This window comes from Chitinophaga sp. 10T418, from assembly GCF_056394125.1.
In genome coordinates, this window is record NZ_JBFTHG010000012.1 from 181,929 (window position 1) to 200,201 (window position 18,273).

At 43.0% G+C, this 18,273-nt stretch carries 11 protein-coding genes; 7 read left to right on the forward strand and 4 right to left on the reverse strand.

The window, feature by feature from the left end; translation table 11 throughout:
• Nucleotides 1-81: 81 nt before the first annotated feature.
• Complete coding sequence (locus AC1DCV_RS28805; RefSeq protein WP_477026421.1) at nt 82-6,204, reverse strand: fibronectin type III domain-containing protein; 6,123 nt, start codon at nt 6,202-6,204, stop codon at nt 82-84.
• A gap of 387 nt (nt 6,205-6,591) precedes the next feature.
• Entirely contained in the window at nt 6,592-7,776 is a 1,185-nt protein-coding gene (locus AC1DCV_RS28810) for a glycosyltransferase family 2 protein (protein WP_477026422.1), read from the reverse strand.
• Between the two features lie 423 nt (nt 7,777-8,199).
• On the opposite strand from AC1DCV_RS28810, the gene AC1DCV_RS28815 reads away from it, so the two are divergent.
• The 7 genes from AC1DCV_RS28815 to AC1DCV_RS28845 are packed head-to-tail and all read left to right on the forward strand — an operon-like array spanning nt 8,200 to nt 15,710.
• On the forward strand, nt 8,200-8,592 hold the full coding sequence (locus AC1DCV_RS28815; protein ID WP_441577025.1) for a response regulator: 393 nt from the start codon (nt 8,200-8,202) through the stop codon (nt 8,590-8,592).
• Between the two features lie 47 nt (nt 8,593-8,639).
• Nucleotides 8,640-9,785, forward strand: a complete 1,146-nt coding sequence (locus tag AC1DCV_RS28820) for a sugar transferase (protein WP_477026423.1) — start codon at nt 8,640-8,642, stop codon at nt 9,783-9,785.
• Complete coding sequence (locus AC1DCV_RS28825) at nt 9,785-10,993, forward strand: glycosyltransferase family 2 protein (RefSeq protein ID WP_477026424.1); 1,209 nt, start codon at nt 9,785-9,787, stop codon at nt 10,991-10,993. The genes AC1DCV_RS28820 and AC1DCV_RS28825 overlap by 1 nt, the downstream gene beginning before the upstream one ends.
• Nucleotides 10,977-11,900: a glycosyltransferase family 2 protein gene (locus AC1DCV_RS28830; RefSeq protein WP_477026425.1), complete on the forward strand. Its 924-nt coding sequence runs from the start codon at nt 10,977-10,979 to the stop codon at nt 11,898-11,900. Before AC1DCV_RS28825 ends, AC1DCV_RS28830 begins: the two co-directional genes overlap by 17 nt.
• Nucleotides 11,888-13,789: an asparagine synthase (glutamine-hydrolyzing) gene (gene asnB, locus AC1DCV_RS28835; RefSeq protein WP_477026426.1), complete on the forward strand. Its 1,902-nt coding sequence runs from the start codon at nt 11,888-11,890 to the stop codon at nt 13,787-13,789. Before AC1DCV_RS28830 ends, asnB begins: the two co-directional genes overlap by 13 nt.
• Before the next feature lies 1 nt (nt 13,790).
• Nucleotides 13,791-14,918 (forward strand): glycosyltransferase family 4 protein, encoded by a 1,128-nt coding sequence (locus tag AC1DCV_RS28840; RefSeq protein WP_477026427.1) that lies wholly within the window; start codon nt 13,791-13,793, stop codon nt 14,916-14,918.
• 21 nt (nt 14,919-14,939) lie between these two features.
• The gene (locus tag AC1DCV_RS28845) at nt 14,940-15,710 is read left to right on the forward strand and encodes a class I SAM-dependent methyltransferase (protein WP_477026428.1); all 771 of its coding nucleotides are present in this window, start codon (nt 14,940-14,942) and stop codon (nt 15,708-15,710) included.
• Between the two features lie 57 nt (nt 15,711-15,767).
• On the opposite strand, the gene AC1DCV_RS28850 is transcribed toward AC1DCV_RS28845, so the two are convergent.
• Both AC1DCV_RS28850 and AC1DCV_RS28855 read right to left on the reverse strand, forming a co-directional pair.
• Nucleotides 15,768-16,610 carry a beta-1,6-N-acetylglucosaminyltransferase gene (locus AC1DCV_RS28850; RefSeq protein WP_477026429.1) on the reverse strand — a complete coding sequence of 281 codons (843 nt, stop codon included), beginning with the start codon at nt 16,608-16,610 and terminating at the stop codon, nt 15,768-15,770.
• Nucleotides 16,611-16,620: 10 nt separating this feature from the next.
• Nucleotides 16,621-17,961: a lipopolysaccharide biosynthesis protein gene (locus tag AC1DCV_RS28855; protein WP_477026430.1), complete on the reverse strand. Its 1,341-nt coding sequence runs from the start codon at nt 17,959-17,961 to the stop codon at nt 16,621-16,623.
• Nucleotides 17,962-18,273 lie beyond the last annotated feature (312 nt).

The following is an 18,273-nucleotide window of genomic DNA, read 5'->3' on the forward strand; positions in this document are numbered from 1 at the left end:
ACGTAACAGATTATAAAAAAAGACCGTTCGGGAATATTCCCTGGAACGGTCTTTTTTTATAATCTGTTGTACTACTTATTGTTATTTTTTCATGAGTTTAACGCTCTTTGATTCACCGGTAGAAGAAGTGATTTTCAGTATATACATACCGGTTATGTTAACAAACCGCTGTGTATCGATTCTGATGAGATTTCTACCTTCAGGTACACCTTTTCTCATTTCACTGTAGAGCATCTTTCCGTTCATATCACTTATTTCTATCAGCATAGTGGCTGCTGGTTTCTGCAGTGTCACGTCAACGGCCAGATTATCTACGAAAGGATTAGGGTATACATTTGCCTGCAGGTTGGCTTTAATCGCCATGTTATTGCCTGATATGGCGGTGGTAGGGTTGTTACCCATCATCTGCTTGTTATTGGCAAGATTACCTGGCGTATTTGGCGTAACATCTATTTCCATAGCGTTCAGATAGCCTACCTGTCCACCGGTTGGTATACTTAAGGTAAACGCAATTTCACCATTGGCATCTGCAGTGAGATTGATAAAGTCAGCTGTATTGGCTGTATTATTCTGTACGTTCAGGGTTTTGCTTACACCATTAACGGTGAACTGTGTGCTGCCGTTATCTGGTTGTGGTGCCCACCATTTGCTGCTGGACATGAACTTGATAACATAAGTGGTATTGGCACTCAATCCTGTTAAATGTCCGTGCATGGCAGGAGCGCCGGTGAAGAAACCTGATAATGAACCAAAGTAAAGGTATTGGCTGAGTACTACGTCAGGATATACACCGCTGTTGTTGCCGGTAGTGGCGCCTTCAACACCTGCAGCCCACCAGGTTTCATCAAAGTTCAGTCCGATACCGGTAGCCAGTCCCTGATCATTTTTAAGATTAGCGGTAGTGCTGCCGGAAATGTTGTTCCATGGAGCCGGAGCACTTGCATTGAGCATGAAGTTCAATAACAGTTTGTAACTGCCACCGGAACCTGCCGGTGGATTCACTGTAATGTTGAACGTGGTCGTGTCTGCTGCGCCATAAGAATCTCTGGCAATTACGCTTACATTGTTATAAGCGCCTGCGTTGTTAATGGCCGGGGCCACTGCAAGAGATACACTACCGCCAGATTGTACCAGTGTTACAAAGGCAGGAAGATTCAGTGTACTGTAAGTGATCGGATTACCGTCGACATCAGTTGCCGTAACGGGGATATTCATACTAGTACCTGCATCCAGGCTTTGATTACTGATATCAGTTATAGAAGGGGCGTGATTATTAGTAGGTTGCTGCGTACCTCCTGCATCCACTTCTATAGCATTCAGGTAACCTACCTGTCCGCCGGAAGGAATGCTTAATGTAAATACAATCTCTCCACTGGCATTTGGTGTCAGGTTCGCGAAGGTAACTACATTGGTGGTGTTGTTTTGTACATACAATGTCTGGCTCACTCCATTAATGGTAAACTTAGTACTGCCGTTATCTGGCTGCGGTGCCCACCATTTACTGCTGGAGAAGAATTTCACTGTAAATGATTTGCCTGGTTCCAGACCTGTCAGGTGACCGGTCATGGTTGGGGCTCCGGTGAAGAAGCCTGGCAGTGAACCAAAGTACAGGAAGTCGTTCATTACAGCATCAGGGTATACACCACTGTTATTTCCGGTAGTAGCACCTTCACCGTTTGTTGCCCACCAGGTTTCGTCAAACTTCAGTCCTGCGGAAGTAGTTTGTCCCTTATCATTTTTCAGAGCGGTGGTAAGACTGCCGGTAATATTATTCCATGGTGCCGGTGCAGTACTGTTTTGTTTTATATTCAGGAACAGTTTGTAGCCTGAGGTATCTCCACCTGCAGGAGCATTTACGGTAAGGTTAAAAGTGGACGTATCACTGTTACCATGCGTATCAGTACCAATAATTCCTATGTTGTTAAACTGGCCTGTATTGTTGGTAGCAGGGGATGCCAGCAGGTAAACGTTACCCGGAGATTGTACCACTGTAACAAATGAAGGCAGGTTATAACCAGCATAAGTGATGGCATCATTTTCGGGATCAGTACCGCTAACAGTTACGTGCAGGGTATCACCGGCTGCCATTGTTTTATTGGCAATGGTTGCAATTACAGGTGGGTGATTTACCACAGCGGTATCACCTGCGCCACCTGCATTCAGCTCCATGGCATTCAGATAGCCTACCTGGCCGCCTGCAGGGACACTGAGCGTGAATTTAATTTCACCATTAGCATCTGCTGTCAGGTTTTCAAAAACAGCGGTGTTAGTGCTGTTGTTTTGAACGTTCAATGATTTGGTCACACCGTTGATAGTATACTGGGTACTACCATTGTCTGGTTGTGGCGCCCACCATTTACTGCTGGAGAAGAATTTAATGGAATATGTCCTGTTTGTTTCCAGTCCGGTTATATGCCCGTGCATAGCAGGAGCGCCCGTAAAGAAGCCAGGTAATGAACCAAAGTACATGTACTCACTCATCACTACATCAGGATATACACCACTGTTATTGCCCGTGTTTGCGCCTTCTGTTCCGGCAGCCCACCAGGTTTCATCAAAGGTTAAGCCTGCGCTGGTTACCTGGCCATTATCGTCTTTTAGCCCTGTGGTAGTGGTGCTGGAAATATTGTTCCATGGAGCCGGTGCATTGTTATTAAGCTTGAAGTTCAGGAACAGCTTGTAGTTCGGAGTTGGTTTATCAACTACTGTTAATACAAAGCTGCGGGTATCTATTCCGCCCTGGTTGTCCTTGGCCTGTACCTTAATGGTATAGGTGCCGGAGGCTCCGTATCCTGGTTGTACCGTGATGCGACAGGTATCATTCTGGCTCAGCAGCGTTGCAAAAGATGGTAACTGTATAGCGGTCCAGGTAAAGGTATTACCAGGGTTCAGGTCACTCAGGCTTAGTTTGATAGTCCTTGTAGCGCCTTCATCCGCACTCTGTGCAGGGATAGAATCTATTACCGGTGGATAGTTATCGTTTACCACGAGGTTAAAGAGGGTCGTATCACTACCGCCATTATTATCTTTAGCTATTACACCCACACCGTTATAGGTACCCTGTTGTGCAGCTGTTGGTGCAATATTTAAGGTCGTAATTCCTGCATTCAGCTGCAATGAAACAAATGCCGGCGCATTATACAAACTGAAAGTAACAGGATCGTTATCAGGATCCGTAGCAGCTACCGGTATGCTTTGGGTAGTACCGTAACGGATGGTCTGACTGGTGATATCAGTTATTACCGGTGCATTATTCAGTGATTTTGCTTTCACTGCCGGCGTAAAGACGGAGTAACCACCTTCTCCATATGCTCTTACTTTATAGTATGCTACGGTGTTGGCAACCAGAGAAGAGTCAGAGAAAGTTCCCTGTCCGGATACAACTGCGCCCAATGTTTTCAGCACGCTGAAATGAGTGCTGTCATTTAATGAGCGTTGTACTTCGTAAGCTGTTTCAATAGTTGAATTGTCTGTCCAGGTTAATTTCAMGATCTGCGTGGAAATAGCCAGGGTAGCCAGATTAGTAGGTACAGCCGGTGGCAGTGGTTTGGGCGCTGTTGTTGCATTGGCCACAGAAGTATAAGCAGATTCACCATAGGTACCAATTGCCCTGATTTTATAGTAATAAGCAGTGCTGGCCAGTAACGCAGTATCTGTGTAACTAACGGCATTGGCAGCCGCAGTAGCTACTATGGTATATGTTCCGCCGCTGGATGTACTTCTGTAAATTTCAAACCCTGTTTCATTATTGCTTTTATCTGTCCAGGTCAGGTTTAACTTGCTGTAGTTATTCACTGCTACTGCCAAACCTGTAGGTGCAGTTGGTGCGGTACCATTTACTATTGAAGTATCAATAAATGCGTCAGACGGTATTAATTGTCTGGTAGGTATACCTGCCGCGGTGCTGGTCCAGTATACTTCCATAGTTGCGCCGCCGCCTCCCTGGAAGTAGGTTACTGTAATAGGATAAACACCTGCACTCGCAGTTACTGTTCCTGATGCAAATTGTGCCGCATGAGCGCCATCATTATTTACAGTAGCAATAGCTAAACTGGAATACGTTTTATTGAAATATAATTTACTGCCATCGTCCGAATTAGTTTCAAACTTATAGGTACCTGTTACTGGTATACGGATATAGCCAGTCCACATAAGCGCATAATTGCTGGCGGTACCAGCTGGTACTACTGTCAGATCCGGGATGTAGGATTTACCTGTTTGCGTCGGCGTAAGTGTAGTAAAGTTCGGAAGGGTTGTCCATGTACCATTGTAGAATTTATAAGAAAGGTTTGCTTTCTTGGTTCTTATGGTAACCTGGTTACTGGGTGTAGAGGATTTTCCCGACACGTCTTTCGACTTCACATAGAAATTATACAGGGTACCATCTGCGAGTCCTGTTACGGTAGCTGTCAGCACATTGCCAACAGATGTTTTCAGCACATTGTTAGCATAGACATCATAACCTGCAATACCTGCATCATCAGTAGCGGCCGTCCATGTTAAAACAACCTGATTGTTTGTAAAGCTGGTTATTACCAATGAAGGAGGGGCAGAAGGAGCAGAACTGTCTAATGCTGTAGTACCTTTCACTTCCGCAGATAGCGGTCCTGCAGCATAGTCATTTACCGGGCGTACCCTGTAGAAATAGTTTGTATTAGGTGTCAGATTAATATCCGTAAAAGTAACAACGTTGGCGTTGTTTTTTCCTACGAGTGTATATGGTCCACCAGCTTGTGTAGCTCTGTAAATTTCAAAGTATTTTTCATTATAAGCCGGTGTTGCATTTTCTACCCATGACAGCACGATCTGTGTTTTGGTAAAGCTGTTCACTGCCAGGCTACTGATAGGATCCGGTGCATTAATGCCGGTGCTGCCAACCACTCTGAAGGTATCAGAATAGGAGCCTATGCAATTGCCAGGCGATTTTACACGTACCACATAAGCACCGATGGTGGAAGTAGTTAAGGTATTGGTGGTACCGATTACGGTAGCACTGCCTGCGCGCAGCCATTCATATGAATCCATGCCTGCGGGCACCTGCAAGGTAATGTTGGTTGTACCGTCCGGAGCCGGCAAAACATTGCTGACAAGAGCCGGGGAAGTGGTAATAACCGGTGCCGGCGTGGCTGGTCTGTAGCTGATCACCAGCGGGGCAGGAGACCATCCGGTCCAGCCATTTGGTAATTGTGCTCTTACCCTGTAACTACCGGGGGTAGTCACTACAATAGAATTTGCGGTACCGGTAGAGATAGTAGCGCCATCCTTTTGCCACTCGTATTGCTGATATCCGGGAGATATACCAATGGTAATTGTCTGGCCCGGACAGAAGGTCGCGGAACCAAATAACGGGTATGGATTAAGCCTGTTAGCCCTTAGCATAAACGGTGTAAAATCCGGTTCATTCCAGGCATCTATCCAGGTATTGTGAGCATCGTTGGGATAAGTAGTGAGTTTGAAATTACTGCCCGCCGCCTGTATCTGGTCTACTACCTGGTTGGTAGTATAAGGGGCAGGATTGCCATCCTGTCCACCCTGGAATAACCACATAGGTATAAACTTGTAGGTGTCGATGTGATTGGCGTAATCCAGTGCCATGGCACTCATTGGCAGTGATGCCGCTGTTAATTGCGGATAGCGCATGGTAAATTCCCAGGTAGCCCATCCACCACCAGACAAACCGTTTACGGTTAAACGATCCGGATCTCCTTTGGCACTGGTAACTATTGAGTCTATTACTTCTTTCAGATTATCATAATCATTAGCACCCCAGAAGCCGCCCTGGCTTTGGGGATATATCAGGTATCCATCAAATGTTCCATTATCAACACGATTCATCCATGTTTGTCCGCCCCACAATAAATGATACTCATTATCGTAAATGGTTCCTTTTTCACCTACGCCATGGAAGAATAGATAAATGGGATACTTCTTGCCGTCATTTACCCCAGGAACGTATGTCTTAGGGAATTTAAGACGAAACGCCATGTTCTTATAAATGTAGCATTTATAAGAGTCGGTGTTGTAACTCATCCTGACTGTTCTCACCCATTTTGTGATCTTATCATACTGGGGTGCAGCAGGGGGATTATTGGCATTGTAAGTGATCACCGGATCACTTGGATTGAGTGCAGACTGCGCATAAATGTTGGGAGCGCATAGCCAGATGAGCACAAAGAGGAGCAAGCGGTGTAAAGTTCGATTCATGGAAATACGTTATGTTATGTGACCCCCGGTTATTGTTTTGATAACCACAGGAAAATAAGATATAACAAGCACCCTTCCGGAAATCCGGAAATACTTGTAGTTCAGAGGAGATGGAAAAAATTAAATCCTACTTTGGAGATTAATCCAATAGTGGTGGGGCTTTGTCGAAGGATAAGGTATTGGAATATTACTGCTGATCAAAAACTATTCACTGTGAATGGTGTATCCTAAATTCGGCTCATTTGACAATTAATGACTTGGTGACATAAAGTTAGAACAGCTGCTAAATTAAATAACTGTTTATATATATTAAGATTTTTTTTGCAAACGGTCGTTTTTGGTTGGTAAACGCAAATGTTTCACTGGTGAAATGCGGTTGCACTTTTTTTATTGCACGGCTATACTACGCTGAGCACGTTCCCAGACAGCGGATTGCCTTTTCCGCAGGAACCGGATGAATCCTATATATACGGTTACATTCATGAAAACGAAGTAAAAAGGGATATAGAGGTATTTCGCTTTTATTTGTCGCATGGTAAGTACATAACCAGCAAGGGCAGCCGAATAAAAGCATAGTTGTGCAATGCCGGTTATAACATAGATATCATTTGCTTTTGTCAGGATAAGAATAAGATTGCTCACCAGTGCCAGTAACAGGCCAAGAGGAGCCAGTGTCCATCGGAGCACCCGGTGGGAAACATATTGCCAGGTTATTTTTGGATACCTGAATGGATTTAATAAAGGAAGTAAACGTCCCATCGATTGAAAGCCGCCGGCACAGATCCTTACTTTTCTTTTATATTCATCCCCCAGTGACGCAGAAGAGGTTTCCATAGCATACGCAGCCGGCTCATACATCACGGTATATCCCTTCATGTTTATCCGGAAGGAAAGCATGAAATCGTCAAGTATGGTGTCTTCCGGCAGTTGTTCAAATAGCGCTGTGCGAATGGCTATCAATTCACCTGCAGCTCCCATCACACTATAGAGTTCCGCATCCCATTTCTTCAACAGGGATTCATATTTCCAGTACATACCTTCTCCCTGCGCTTCAGCAGCACCGGTGGTGGGCATTACTTTTTTTTCCCCGGCTACCACGCCCACGCGATCATCTTCAAAACGCTTCATCAGCAGGGCAACCGCTGAAGTATTCAATAAGGTATTAGCATCCGATAATACAACAAAGGGTGTTTTTACCAATGCCATCGCACGGTTCACTGCAGCCATTTTGCCTTTGCGTTGCGGGTCGTATAACAGCTGTACCATCGGGTACTGCGAGATAATCTCGTTGGTGTTGTCGGAAGAGCCGTCTGTAACAAAGACGAACTGTATTTTCTCCCTGGGGTAGGATTGAGAAAGTGCATTTGCTATCTTTTCGGCAATAAAATCTTCCTCATTATAAGCCGCTACCAGGAAAGTAACTTCTGGTTCAAATGTGCTTTCCTTACGGGCGCTATTACCCTGCAGTAAACGCTTTATGCGGATTACGATGTAAAGGAATATGCCATAACCTACATAACTATAGCATACGAGTATAAGACTTGTCCAAAATATCACAGACCAAATTGACATAGCGGGAAAGAATTTTTATGGGGATGGTAGTTTTGCCACAAAAGTATTATAATTTGTTTCATAGACAACCTGAATTTTATATTATAATTTTGGTTTAGATCTTTTTTAGAGATATTTCCCGACCGTTTACAGTGAAATTTCTAACACTTACCCCCTAAATTGAGTCGTTTACCAAAAAATTAATTGATGATATCAGGGAAATAATATTTTTGTTCCATGTTAATTGAATAACACGTTCAAATAACAGGACAACAGATAAGTAAAAACCATTTTTCCTCTCTCATATCCCCTGAAAGAAACCGCAAGGGTTAATTACCTTATAATTCTTGACCAGATCCCATTTAAAGCCTTCAGGTGTAGGTTATGCACTGTACGCATACTACCCAATTAACAGTTTTAAACATTGTTTAGAAAAGAAGGTAAATGAAAAAGAAAATTTTAATAATAGACGACAGTACGCCCATGCGTTATTTGCTGGAAGCGGTTTTAGGGAGAGAATATTCTGTGGTTTCTGCACCGGATGGTCTGGCTGCTATGACATGGCTCCTGAAAGGGAATAAAGCGGATCTTATTATTACGGATCTTCAGATGCCAAACATAGATGGGTGGGAATTACTCGATTATTTATCCGGCAGTTATTTGTACCAGGATGTTCCGGTTATCGTGTTGTCAGGATTTTTTGTGGAGAAGATGAATGAACTCCCTGATAAATATAATAGTGTAAGACAAGTAGTCCAGAAACCCTTTGATCCTATGCAATTGTTGAATAAGGTGGGTTTCATACTAAATGAGCAATTGAGTATTTCTGCTGTATAGCAAGGTTGTTATATTGAATTAACCAATACACTACTAATAAGCGACATATGAATACCTTTACACCGAACCTGCTGCAGGTAGAGAGCATTAGAGGGGTGGGCAAAGAAGCCTTTCGTCCTGCTGCTGCTGATACTGAAAGCATTATACTTTTTGTTGGTCACCCCCATAAGGAGATGCTTACCGACAATAACCAGTTCAAATGTGTTGTGGCATCTAATGTGGAGGATGCAAGAAAGGTAATGTATCAACTGCAGTATGTCTTCAAAAAAATGCCGGCGGCAATTATTTACCGGTTCGAAAGTGCATATGAGTCAGCCCTGCCTGAATGGGAATCCTTTTTCTCCACTTATCAGTTCCTCAATTCTATCCCTTTTTTCATTTACGCGGATAAAGGTTTCGAGGAATTAAAGTCATTGGTGGTTAAATACAGCTTTATTGATGACGTAATCACCCTGAACGCCTGGCATATGCTTGGTAATAAGGTAGCTATTGTAAGCAAGTTTAAGCGGATGCGTACTTTCCCTGCTTATAAAAAGATTTCCATCAACAAAAAGTTATACACCCGCAGATTTTATAGCAATTTCATGAAGCGCTCGCTGGATGTGATGCTGGCAGCTACCGGACTCTTGTTATTAAGCCCTGTAATGTTGCTGATAGCTGCCCTGATCAGGTTAGAGTCCAAAGGGCCCATCTTTTACGCCGCGAAACGAGCTGGCCGCAATTACCGTGTTTTTAAGTTTTATAAATTCCGGACAATGATCCCGGACGCAGACAGGCAGCTTGATAAAATAAAGCATCTTAATCAGTATGATGGTAATGGCGCCGGACCTGTGTTTATTAAAGTATCCAATGATCCCCGCGTAACAAAGCTGGGTGGATTTCTTCGTAACACCAGTCTGGATGAAGTACCACAGCTGCTCAATGTGCTCAAAGGCGATATGTCGCTTGTCGGCAACCGCCCTTTGCCCTTATACGAGGCTACTACGCTTACTACTGACGACTGGGTGGAACGGTTCCTTGCTCCGGCTGGTATTACAGGTTTGTGGCAGGTAAGTAAAAGAGGTAAAAAAGATATGTCCGTGAAGGAACGGATAGACTTGGATATTAATTATGCGCATAAGCGCTCTTTCAGATATGATATGTGGCTCATCGTGAATACGCCACTGGCACTTGTGCAAAAAGATAATGTATAATGATAGCAATTATAGAGATAATACTGTTTGTTTACCTGGCCGGATGCGTATTCTACAATCTTTTGTTAGCCATTGCCGGCCGTTTAAGCCGGAAAAAAAAGATATTATACGAAGACACTCATGTTTACGCCAAAATAGCAATACTTATTCCTGCCTATAAAGAGGACAGTATTATTTTATCTACTGTGGCCAGCTATAACCGGTTGCGGTATCCGGTAGACAAGTATGAAGTGGTGGTAATAGCTGATTCACTGCAGTCAAGAACCCTGGAGGAGCTCGCTGCTACAGGTGTTAGTCTGGTACCGGTTAAATTCGACAAGAGTACAAAAGCGAAGTCACTGAATGCCGCATTTGAATATTTAGGAAATGACTACGACCTGGCGCTGATTTGTGATGCGGATAATATGTTGGAAGAAGATTTTCTTTTAAAGATTAATCATGCTTACCAACAGGGAAATCCGGTTATACAAGGACAAAGGGTAGCAAAGAATCTTAATACACCCTTTGCCATCCTTGATGCGGCCAACGAGATTATTGCCAATTTCCTTTACAGAAGGGGCGCCAATGCTTTAGGTTTGTCTTCTTCCGTCATCGGTTCTGGTATGGCTTTCCATTATCCGCTTATAAAAGAGATCTTACTGGAAATTCAAGCCACTGGTGGATTCGATAAAGTGCTACAGCTACTGGTGTTATCTAAAGGACACACAATCCTGTACCTTGAAGACGCCTATGTGTTTGATGAAAAGATTACACATGCAGCCGTATTTGAAAATCAGCGCAAACGCTGGATGTCAAGTCAGCTGGTATACCTGCGCACTTTCTGGAAGAAGGGATGGACAGCATTATTCAAGGGCGACATCAATTATTTTAATTTGGCAGTATGTCAGAATGCATTATTACCGCGTATGTTATTGCTTGCTGCTTTAACTGTACTGACAGTGTTTTGTTTTTTACTGCAGCCATTTTTAACAATACCCGTTGCCTGTTGGCTGGGGCTGTTTGTATTGAATATGCTCTCCCTTTTACTGCCTATTCCGGGGAAATTTTTTACGAAGTATCTTTTCACAGCAGCCATTACCTTACCCCGTGCAATTGGTATTATGATATTACTGCTGTTTCGCTTAAAGGGGGCAGACAAAACATTTATTCATACTACGCATACCCAAACAGGTATTGACAATCCATTATTAGATGCAGCCAGAAAATAGTACATATTATCCACTGGTATCTATTATAACAGTTAATTATAATAATGCTAAAGTGACCGCGGAATTAATGAGGTCACTCCGGTATAACTCTTACCCCAATCTGGAGGTAATAGTGGTAGATAACGGCTCTGCCGAAAGCCCCGTGGCTGCAATACAAAAGGAATATCCTGCTGCAAAGGTGGTGTTGAGTGGAAAAAATCTGGGGTTTGCAGGGGGAAATAATCTTGGTATAAAAGCCGCCTCCGGAGAATACTTCTTCCTGGTTAATAATGATACTGAATTTACAGAAGGGCTGATAGAAGGTTTGTTGGAAGTATTCAGCAAATACCCGGACGCAGGTGTAGTAAGTCCAAAGTTTCATTATTTTTTCCATAAGGGAACGATTGAATATGCAGGATACAAAGCCGTGGATACACTCACCGGAAGAAACAGCATGATTGGCTGCAAGGAGCAGGATAATGGTCAGTATGATGCCTTCTCCGAAACGCACTATGCCCATGGAGGCGCGATGATGGTGCCTGCGGAAGCGGTGAGAAAAGTAGGACTAATGCCGGAAGTTTATTTCCTGTATTATGAAGAATTTGACTGGTGCGAGCAGTTCAAACGGCATGGTTATAAGATCTACTACCAGTATAAATCATTGATCTATCATAAAGAGTCTATGACAACGGGAAAAAACAGCCCGCTGAAAACCTACTACATTACGCGGAACAGGATATTGTTCATGCGCAGGAACGTAAAGCTTCCTGCCAGGTTGGTTTTTGTACTATATTTTATTTTCCTTACGATACCAAAGAATACAGCGCAGTTTTTATTAAAACAGGAATCAGTTCACTTGAAAGCTTTCTGGAACGGAATTCTTTGGAATCTTAAACGTCCTAAACCGGATAACATATGTGTGGCATAGCAGGGTTTATTGATTTTACCCAAAAATCAGATGCGGATACGCTGCGGAAAATGACAGATGTGATGGCACACCGTGGTCCAAATGATGCCGGTTATGAAGTATATGAAGATCCCCGTGCATCTATTGGCCTCGGACAACGCCGCCTGTCTATACTGGACCTTTCCAGTTCAGGACATCAGCCCATGCATTACCAGCAATATTCCATTATTTTCAATGGTGAAATATATAACTTCAAAGAAATCCGCACGGAACTTGAAAAACTGGGTTACAATTTTCATTCAGGCGCCGATACGGAAGTGCTGATAAAAGGATATGCGCAGTGGAAGGAGAAGGTACTGGATAAATGCATCGGCATGTTCGCCTTTGTTATCTATGACCGGGAAGCCCGTGAGGTAACACTCTTCCGTGATAGGGCGGGAGTGAAGCCTTTATATTATTATTGGCATCATCAAACTTTACTTTTTGCCTCTGAATTGAAAGGGCTTTGTGAGCATCCTTCTTTCAAAAAAGAAATTGATGAGAAAAGCCTGTCCCTGTTTTTACAGTTCAGTTATATTCCTGCTCCATATACTATTTACAAAAATACACATAAGCTAAAGCCGGGTCATACGCTGAAAGTAACACTGGAAGACGCCGGCGTAAATACGCATGAATACTGGAATGTATTGGATGCCTATCGCCAGCCGCTCACAGGCTTAACACAGTCAGATGTAATCAGGCATACGGAAGAATTGATGCATAGCGCCTATAATTATCGTATGGTTTCTGATGTGCCGGTGGGTGTGTTTTTAAGCGGAGGCTATGATAGCGCCAGTGTGGCGGCTATTTTACAATCCAACACTTCCAGCCGGATTAAAACCTTCACCATTGGTTATAAAGAACCGCAATGGGATGAGTCGCGCGAAGCAAAAAAAATAGCGATGCATCTGGGTACAGAGCATTACGAGTGGATTGTAGGGCCAGCTGAAGCGAAAGACGTGTTGGAACAGTTACCGGAAATATATGATGAACCATTTGCTGATAATTCAACGGTGCCAACTACACTGGTGAGTAAATTTGCTGCAAAGGAAGTGAAAGTGGTGCTGTCTGCCGACGGTGGCGATGAGGTGTTTGCCGGGTACAATAAATTTAATCAGTCACTCCGTTATACCGGTAGTTTCCCCAAACCCCTGCAACGCACGATCAGTGCAGCCATGTCTGTGGTTTCTCCGGAAGTGATACCTTATTTTAATAAGCAATACAATTTCGCATCCAGGTATGAAAAAATGAAACTGATATGGGCGAGTGGTAAGCCACAGCAGGCGCTTAAATATATCAGCCAGTACCTGACAGAGAATGAAGTGAATTACTACACCAATTTTCCAGCCGAAGGTTACCGGACAAATTTTGACATGAACGGGGAGCTGGACAACATGAATGATCCGCTGAACCGGCTGCTGGCAGTGGATTATAAAACTTTCCTGGTGGATAATAACCTGGTGAAGGTAGACAGGGCAACCATGTCCGTGAGCATTGAAGGACGGGAACCAATGCTGGATCATCGGTTGGTAGAATTCCTGGCGAAGGTACCCGCTTCATTGAAAGTGAAAGACGGTATCAATAAGTATATCCTTAAAACAATTGTACACAAATATATTCCCAAACCGCTGATGGAGCGTCCTAAACGCCCATTCATAGCGCCATTGCAGGAATGGTTCCGGGATGAACTGAAAGAGCAGATGCAGTATTACCTGTCTGGTGCAAGGTTGGCAAAATCAGGTCTTTTTAATGTTCCTCATGTAGAGCAATTGCTGGGAATTTATTTATCCGGAGGAAAAGTCAGCCACCAGAAATTGTGGAACATATTGGTATTCCAGTTATGGTACAGCCGCTGGATAGAAAAATTATAGCATGGACAGAATAAATGGTAAAATACGGGTACTTGAAACTATCCGCCAGGGAAAAATTGGCGGGGGAGAGAGTCATGTGTTGGACCTGGTAGCATCACTGGATAAAAAAACATTTGAGCCTGTTGTATTATCGTTTACGGATGGGCCAATGATAAAAGCTTTGCAGCTTTTGAATGTTCCTGCATTTGTTATTGACAGTGAAAAGGCATTTGATATCAGCGTATGGAAAAGAGTAAAGAAATTTATAGCTGAACAGCAAATTGATATTGTGCATGTACACGGTACCAGGGCAAACACCAATGTATTGTGGGCAGCGCGCAACCTTGGCCTGCCGGTAGTATATACTATTCATGGGTGGTCGTTTCATGATGGTCTGCATCCGCTCTCCAAACGTTTACGCATCGCCGCAGAAAAGTTTATTACCCGAAAAACCCAGGTGAATATTTGTGTTTCGGAATCCAACCGGCAAACGGGTATAAAGGCTTTTAATGGGTTTAGCAGTATTGTGGTAAGGAATGGTGTGAATTTGCAAAAGTTCAATCCTGATGCTGTTTACCCTGACCTGCGTGCGGCATATAATATTCCGGCAGATAAACTGCTGATTTGCTATATCGCCCGTATGACCTATCAGAAGGATCCGGTAAGCATGGTAACGGCATTTGCCACAGCACTTAAAAGTGTTCCTGACCTGCAGTTATTAATGATAGGAGATGGAGAACTGAAGACTGCTGCCATGAATGCAGCAACGGAACTGAATGTAGATAAACAGGTAATATTTGATGGTTTCCGGCAGGATGTTCCTGCCGTATTACACGCTGCAGATATCTACTGTCTCCCTTCTTTATGGGAAGGCTTTCCTATTGGTGTGCTGGAAGCAATGGCAATGGGTAAAGCGGTTATAGCCAGCGATGTAGATGGTACAAAAGAGGCGGTAAAGGATGGCGAAAATGGATTACTGGTACCAGCAGGCAATAACGATGCGCTGGCCGCTGCGATTGTTAAATTGGCTACAGATCATGCGTTACGACTGCAGTTACAACAAAATGCGAAAGCTGCCATTATAGAGCATTTCAATGTAACCGGAATGACAGAAAAGATTTCAGCTGTTTACCTGCAGCTTTGTAAATAATAATACTTTATCAATTTCAATATGACAAAGACCGCAATCACTTACGAATATAACCGCATAACCGATATCAAGCGGCTGAATTTTATTACCGACAGTCTGAAGAAAAACATTCCTGATGGAGGCCGCGTATTGGATGTGGGATGTGGTAATGGCGTTATCAGTCGTCATCTCGGGCAGTTTGGATATGAAGTATTGGGGATAGATATCAGTGAAAAAACTATTGCAGTAGCCAATCAGCGTAATACTTATTCCAACGTGAGGTTTGCCGCCATTAGCGCAGAAGAACTGACTGCACAGGGTGAAACATACGATGCTGTGATATGCAGTGAAGTGTTGGAACATCTGGATCAGCCACACCTGTTATTACATACCATTCATGCATCTTTAAAAGATAATGGGTTATTGGTGGTGACGGTTCCAAATGGTAATGGTCCCAGGGAATTGTGTGTGACCCGCCCTATGCTAAAGGCACGTAACAATCCTGCTTTGTGGACTTCTATCAATAAAGTAAAAAGCGCATTAGGATTTAAAGGTACTACTGCACAATCCCAGGCAGATAATCTCGATCATGTGCAGTTCTTTACACGTAGGGATTTGCAGCAACTGGCAGAGATCAGCAACTTTAAAATAGTACAGTTTGCAAAAACTAATTTTGTGGAAGATGTATTTCCTTTTTCCCTGGTTACAAAAAGAGTTAAATTCCTTCAAACACTGGATTGCCAGGTTGCCGAACTGTTACCATATAGTTTTACTGGAGGCTTTAATACTTTGTGGCGGAAAAGTGTAAACTGACGAGTAGATATTCAGCATAAAAAAGGTTGATTCACCATGAATCAACCTTTTTTATGCTTAGCCCCTGATGGTGCCATCAATTTTGTCCAGTAAGTCGGGTGTTTTTTCGAGGTCAAATTTCCTGGCCAGTAGTTGTCCCGACCGGATAATTTTGTCAAAATCGCCGGAGGTAAATGTTTTAGGATGTGCTTTCCCTTCAGACCAGTCTATATAGCGGAGGTAATTATTTTCCACGCTGTTTTTGAAAGGACCATTCATAATAATGGTCTGGAATATGAATTCGTCTCCTCCCCAGGTACGCTTATAAAATCTTTTTAGCTCAGGATGCGCGTTGACATATGCCAGGCACCATGCGGCGCATTCCTGTGTAAGGCTCCACCACAGCGAACCCCCATATACTTCCAGGTCCAGGGGATGCCGCCTTGCAGGCAGTATCTTATTTAATAATCCGGCAATTTTGTATTTACCCGGTAAACGGAGGTCTTCAAAATGAAAAGACGTTATTTTTGTTATTACACGTTGAAGTTCAGCTTCCGGTAATATATCCAGGAATTGCCGGCGGGGATTGGCGGCAAAAAAATCATGTATCTTATTTACATGTACCAGCGGATAATCCTGTGCACTGATGAGATGCAGAAAGCCATACTGATGACCAGATGCAACTATGGCTGCTATGCCATTCAGTGCGGCCTGGATAGTACCATATCCTGCCCAGGTAACATCTACTCTTTTTTCAATAAAAAATACCTGTGGTAAATTCATCGCTATCTGCCACTCATTGATATCAGACTTGGCATCCAGGTGAATGTAAAAATCTATTTCCGGATGTTGCAGTCTGTCCAGCAGGCGACGTAACTGCTGCGGATTTTTATGACTCAGTATAATAAAGGCTTGCTTCATGTGCGGATATTTATTTGTACTGCAAACGGAACATTTTTATTTTTAGCAATAGCCCTTTGCATTCTTGCCAGCCATTCTGCCAGATACTTTTTATACTTACATCAGAAAGAGAACGACGAAGAAAATAGTATCCAAAAATAACAGCAAATAACAGGTTGAGAGAAGAGGCAATAGCCACTGCACGTATATCCGCAAACATCAGCACCAACGCAATATCGAGCACAATATTTAATACCAGCTTCAACAGGTTCTTGTAAAAGTTAATCAGCGGTTTATTGATCATATCCAGTGTTACCCCAATGAAACGATCAATAGGATAAAGGATAGCAGATAAGAGGAATATTCTGACGATATCGGTGGCTGGCAGATAAGCTTTTGCTGCCAGGATGATGATCAATGGTTTGGTGAACAGCAGTAGCCCTGCAACAAATGGAATGATCATAATAGTGACTGTGCCGGTATATTTACAAAACGCATAGGATACTCCCTTCCAGTCATTTCGGTTGGCAGCTCCCGAAATAGTAGGCTGGGAAGTGGCGACAAAACTCCGCAGGATAATTTCAATTACTTCCATGAATTTTTGAGGAATACTATAAATCGCAACTGCAGCGGGACTGAGCATTGTTCTGAGAACAAGGTTATCAGAGTAGTTCAGCAGGGAAGAGGAAACCATACTGCCTACTATCAACCTGCCATAGTGGTATAAGTCCTTCACGTGCTGCCTGGTTCTGGCGGCCATGCTATTTATCGCAGTCCACTTGAACGCCAGACAGTAGATGCTTGTTGCCAGCAGGGATAATGAATAGGCGTACAACACATTATGCAGATTTACCTGTTTTAAAAAGAACAACACTCCCAGTAACACAAGAAAAGAACCGTTCTGTAAAAAGCGGATCTGTACAATCTTGTCAAATCTGTGTGCAGCCTGTAATACCCAGGTGGCAAAGTTAAACGGAAGGGAAAGTAAAGTCATGATACCCAGCCATCCCAGGAAGAAATGCCAGGTAGGGCTGAATAATGGAAAGGCTACCGCATACACAACAAACGAAAGTATGATAAAGGAAAGGGTAAGTAGCAGGGAAATGTACCAGGCAGCTCCTGTCACCTGTCTGCTGACCGCTTCGTCAACTCCTGCGCTGAACTTGATGATGCCTGACTGTAGCATAGCCGTACGTATCTGATCCAGGATATTATAGGTGGCAAGAAACAATACCCACTCTCCGAAAGCACTTAAAGAAAGCATTCTTACCAGCAGTGCAAAAGAGAGTACATTGAAGAAAGCCATTATCACATTCCCCAGAAGAGAATGAAAGTGCCTGTTACGAAAAACCGATAAAAACTTAAAAGCCATGAAACAATAATTACAATCGTATTATGTGAAAATCATGGTCTTTAATAGGATGAGGTTTAAAAAAAGGGGCAATTATTTAGATACTGAAAGTGCAAAGGTAGTTTTTTTCGTCGAAAAAAAAGAAGAGATTGACCGCTATAAATTGAAAATAAACAAATAAGTATAAATGTAAAATAGTTATACTTTATTTATTGTGCACATATATGTTAATTTTTTTAATTATGTGATTAAAAAAAAAGCTTTCTTTGTAATATCGGAAGCTTTCTATTGGGAAACTTTTTAAGGAGAAACTATGAGGATAGATTTTTAAAA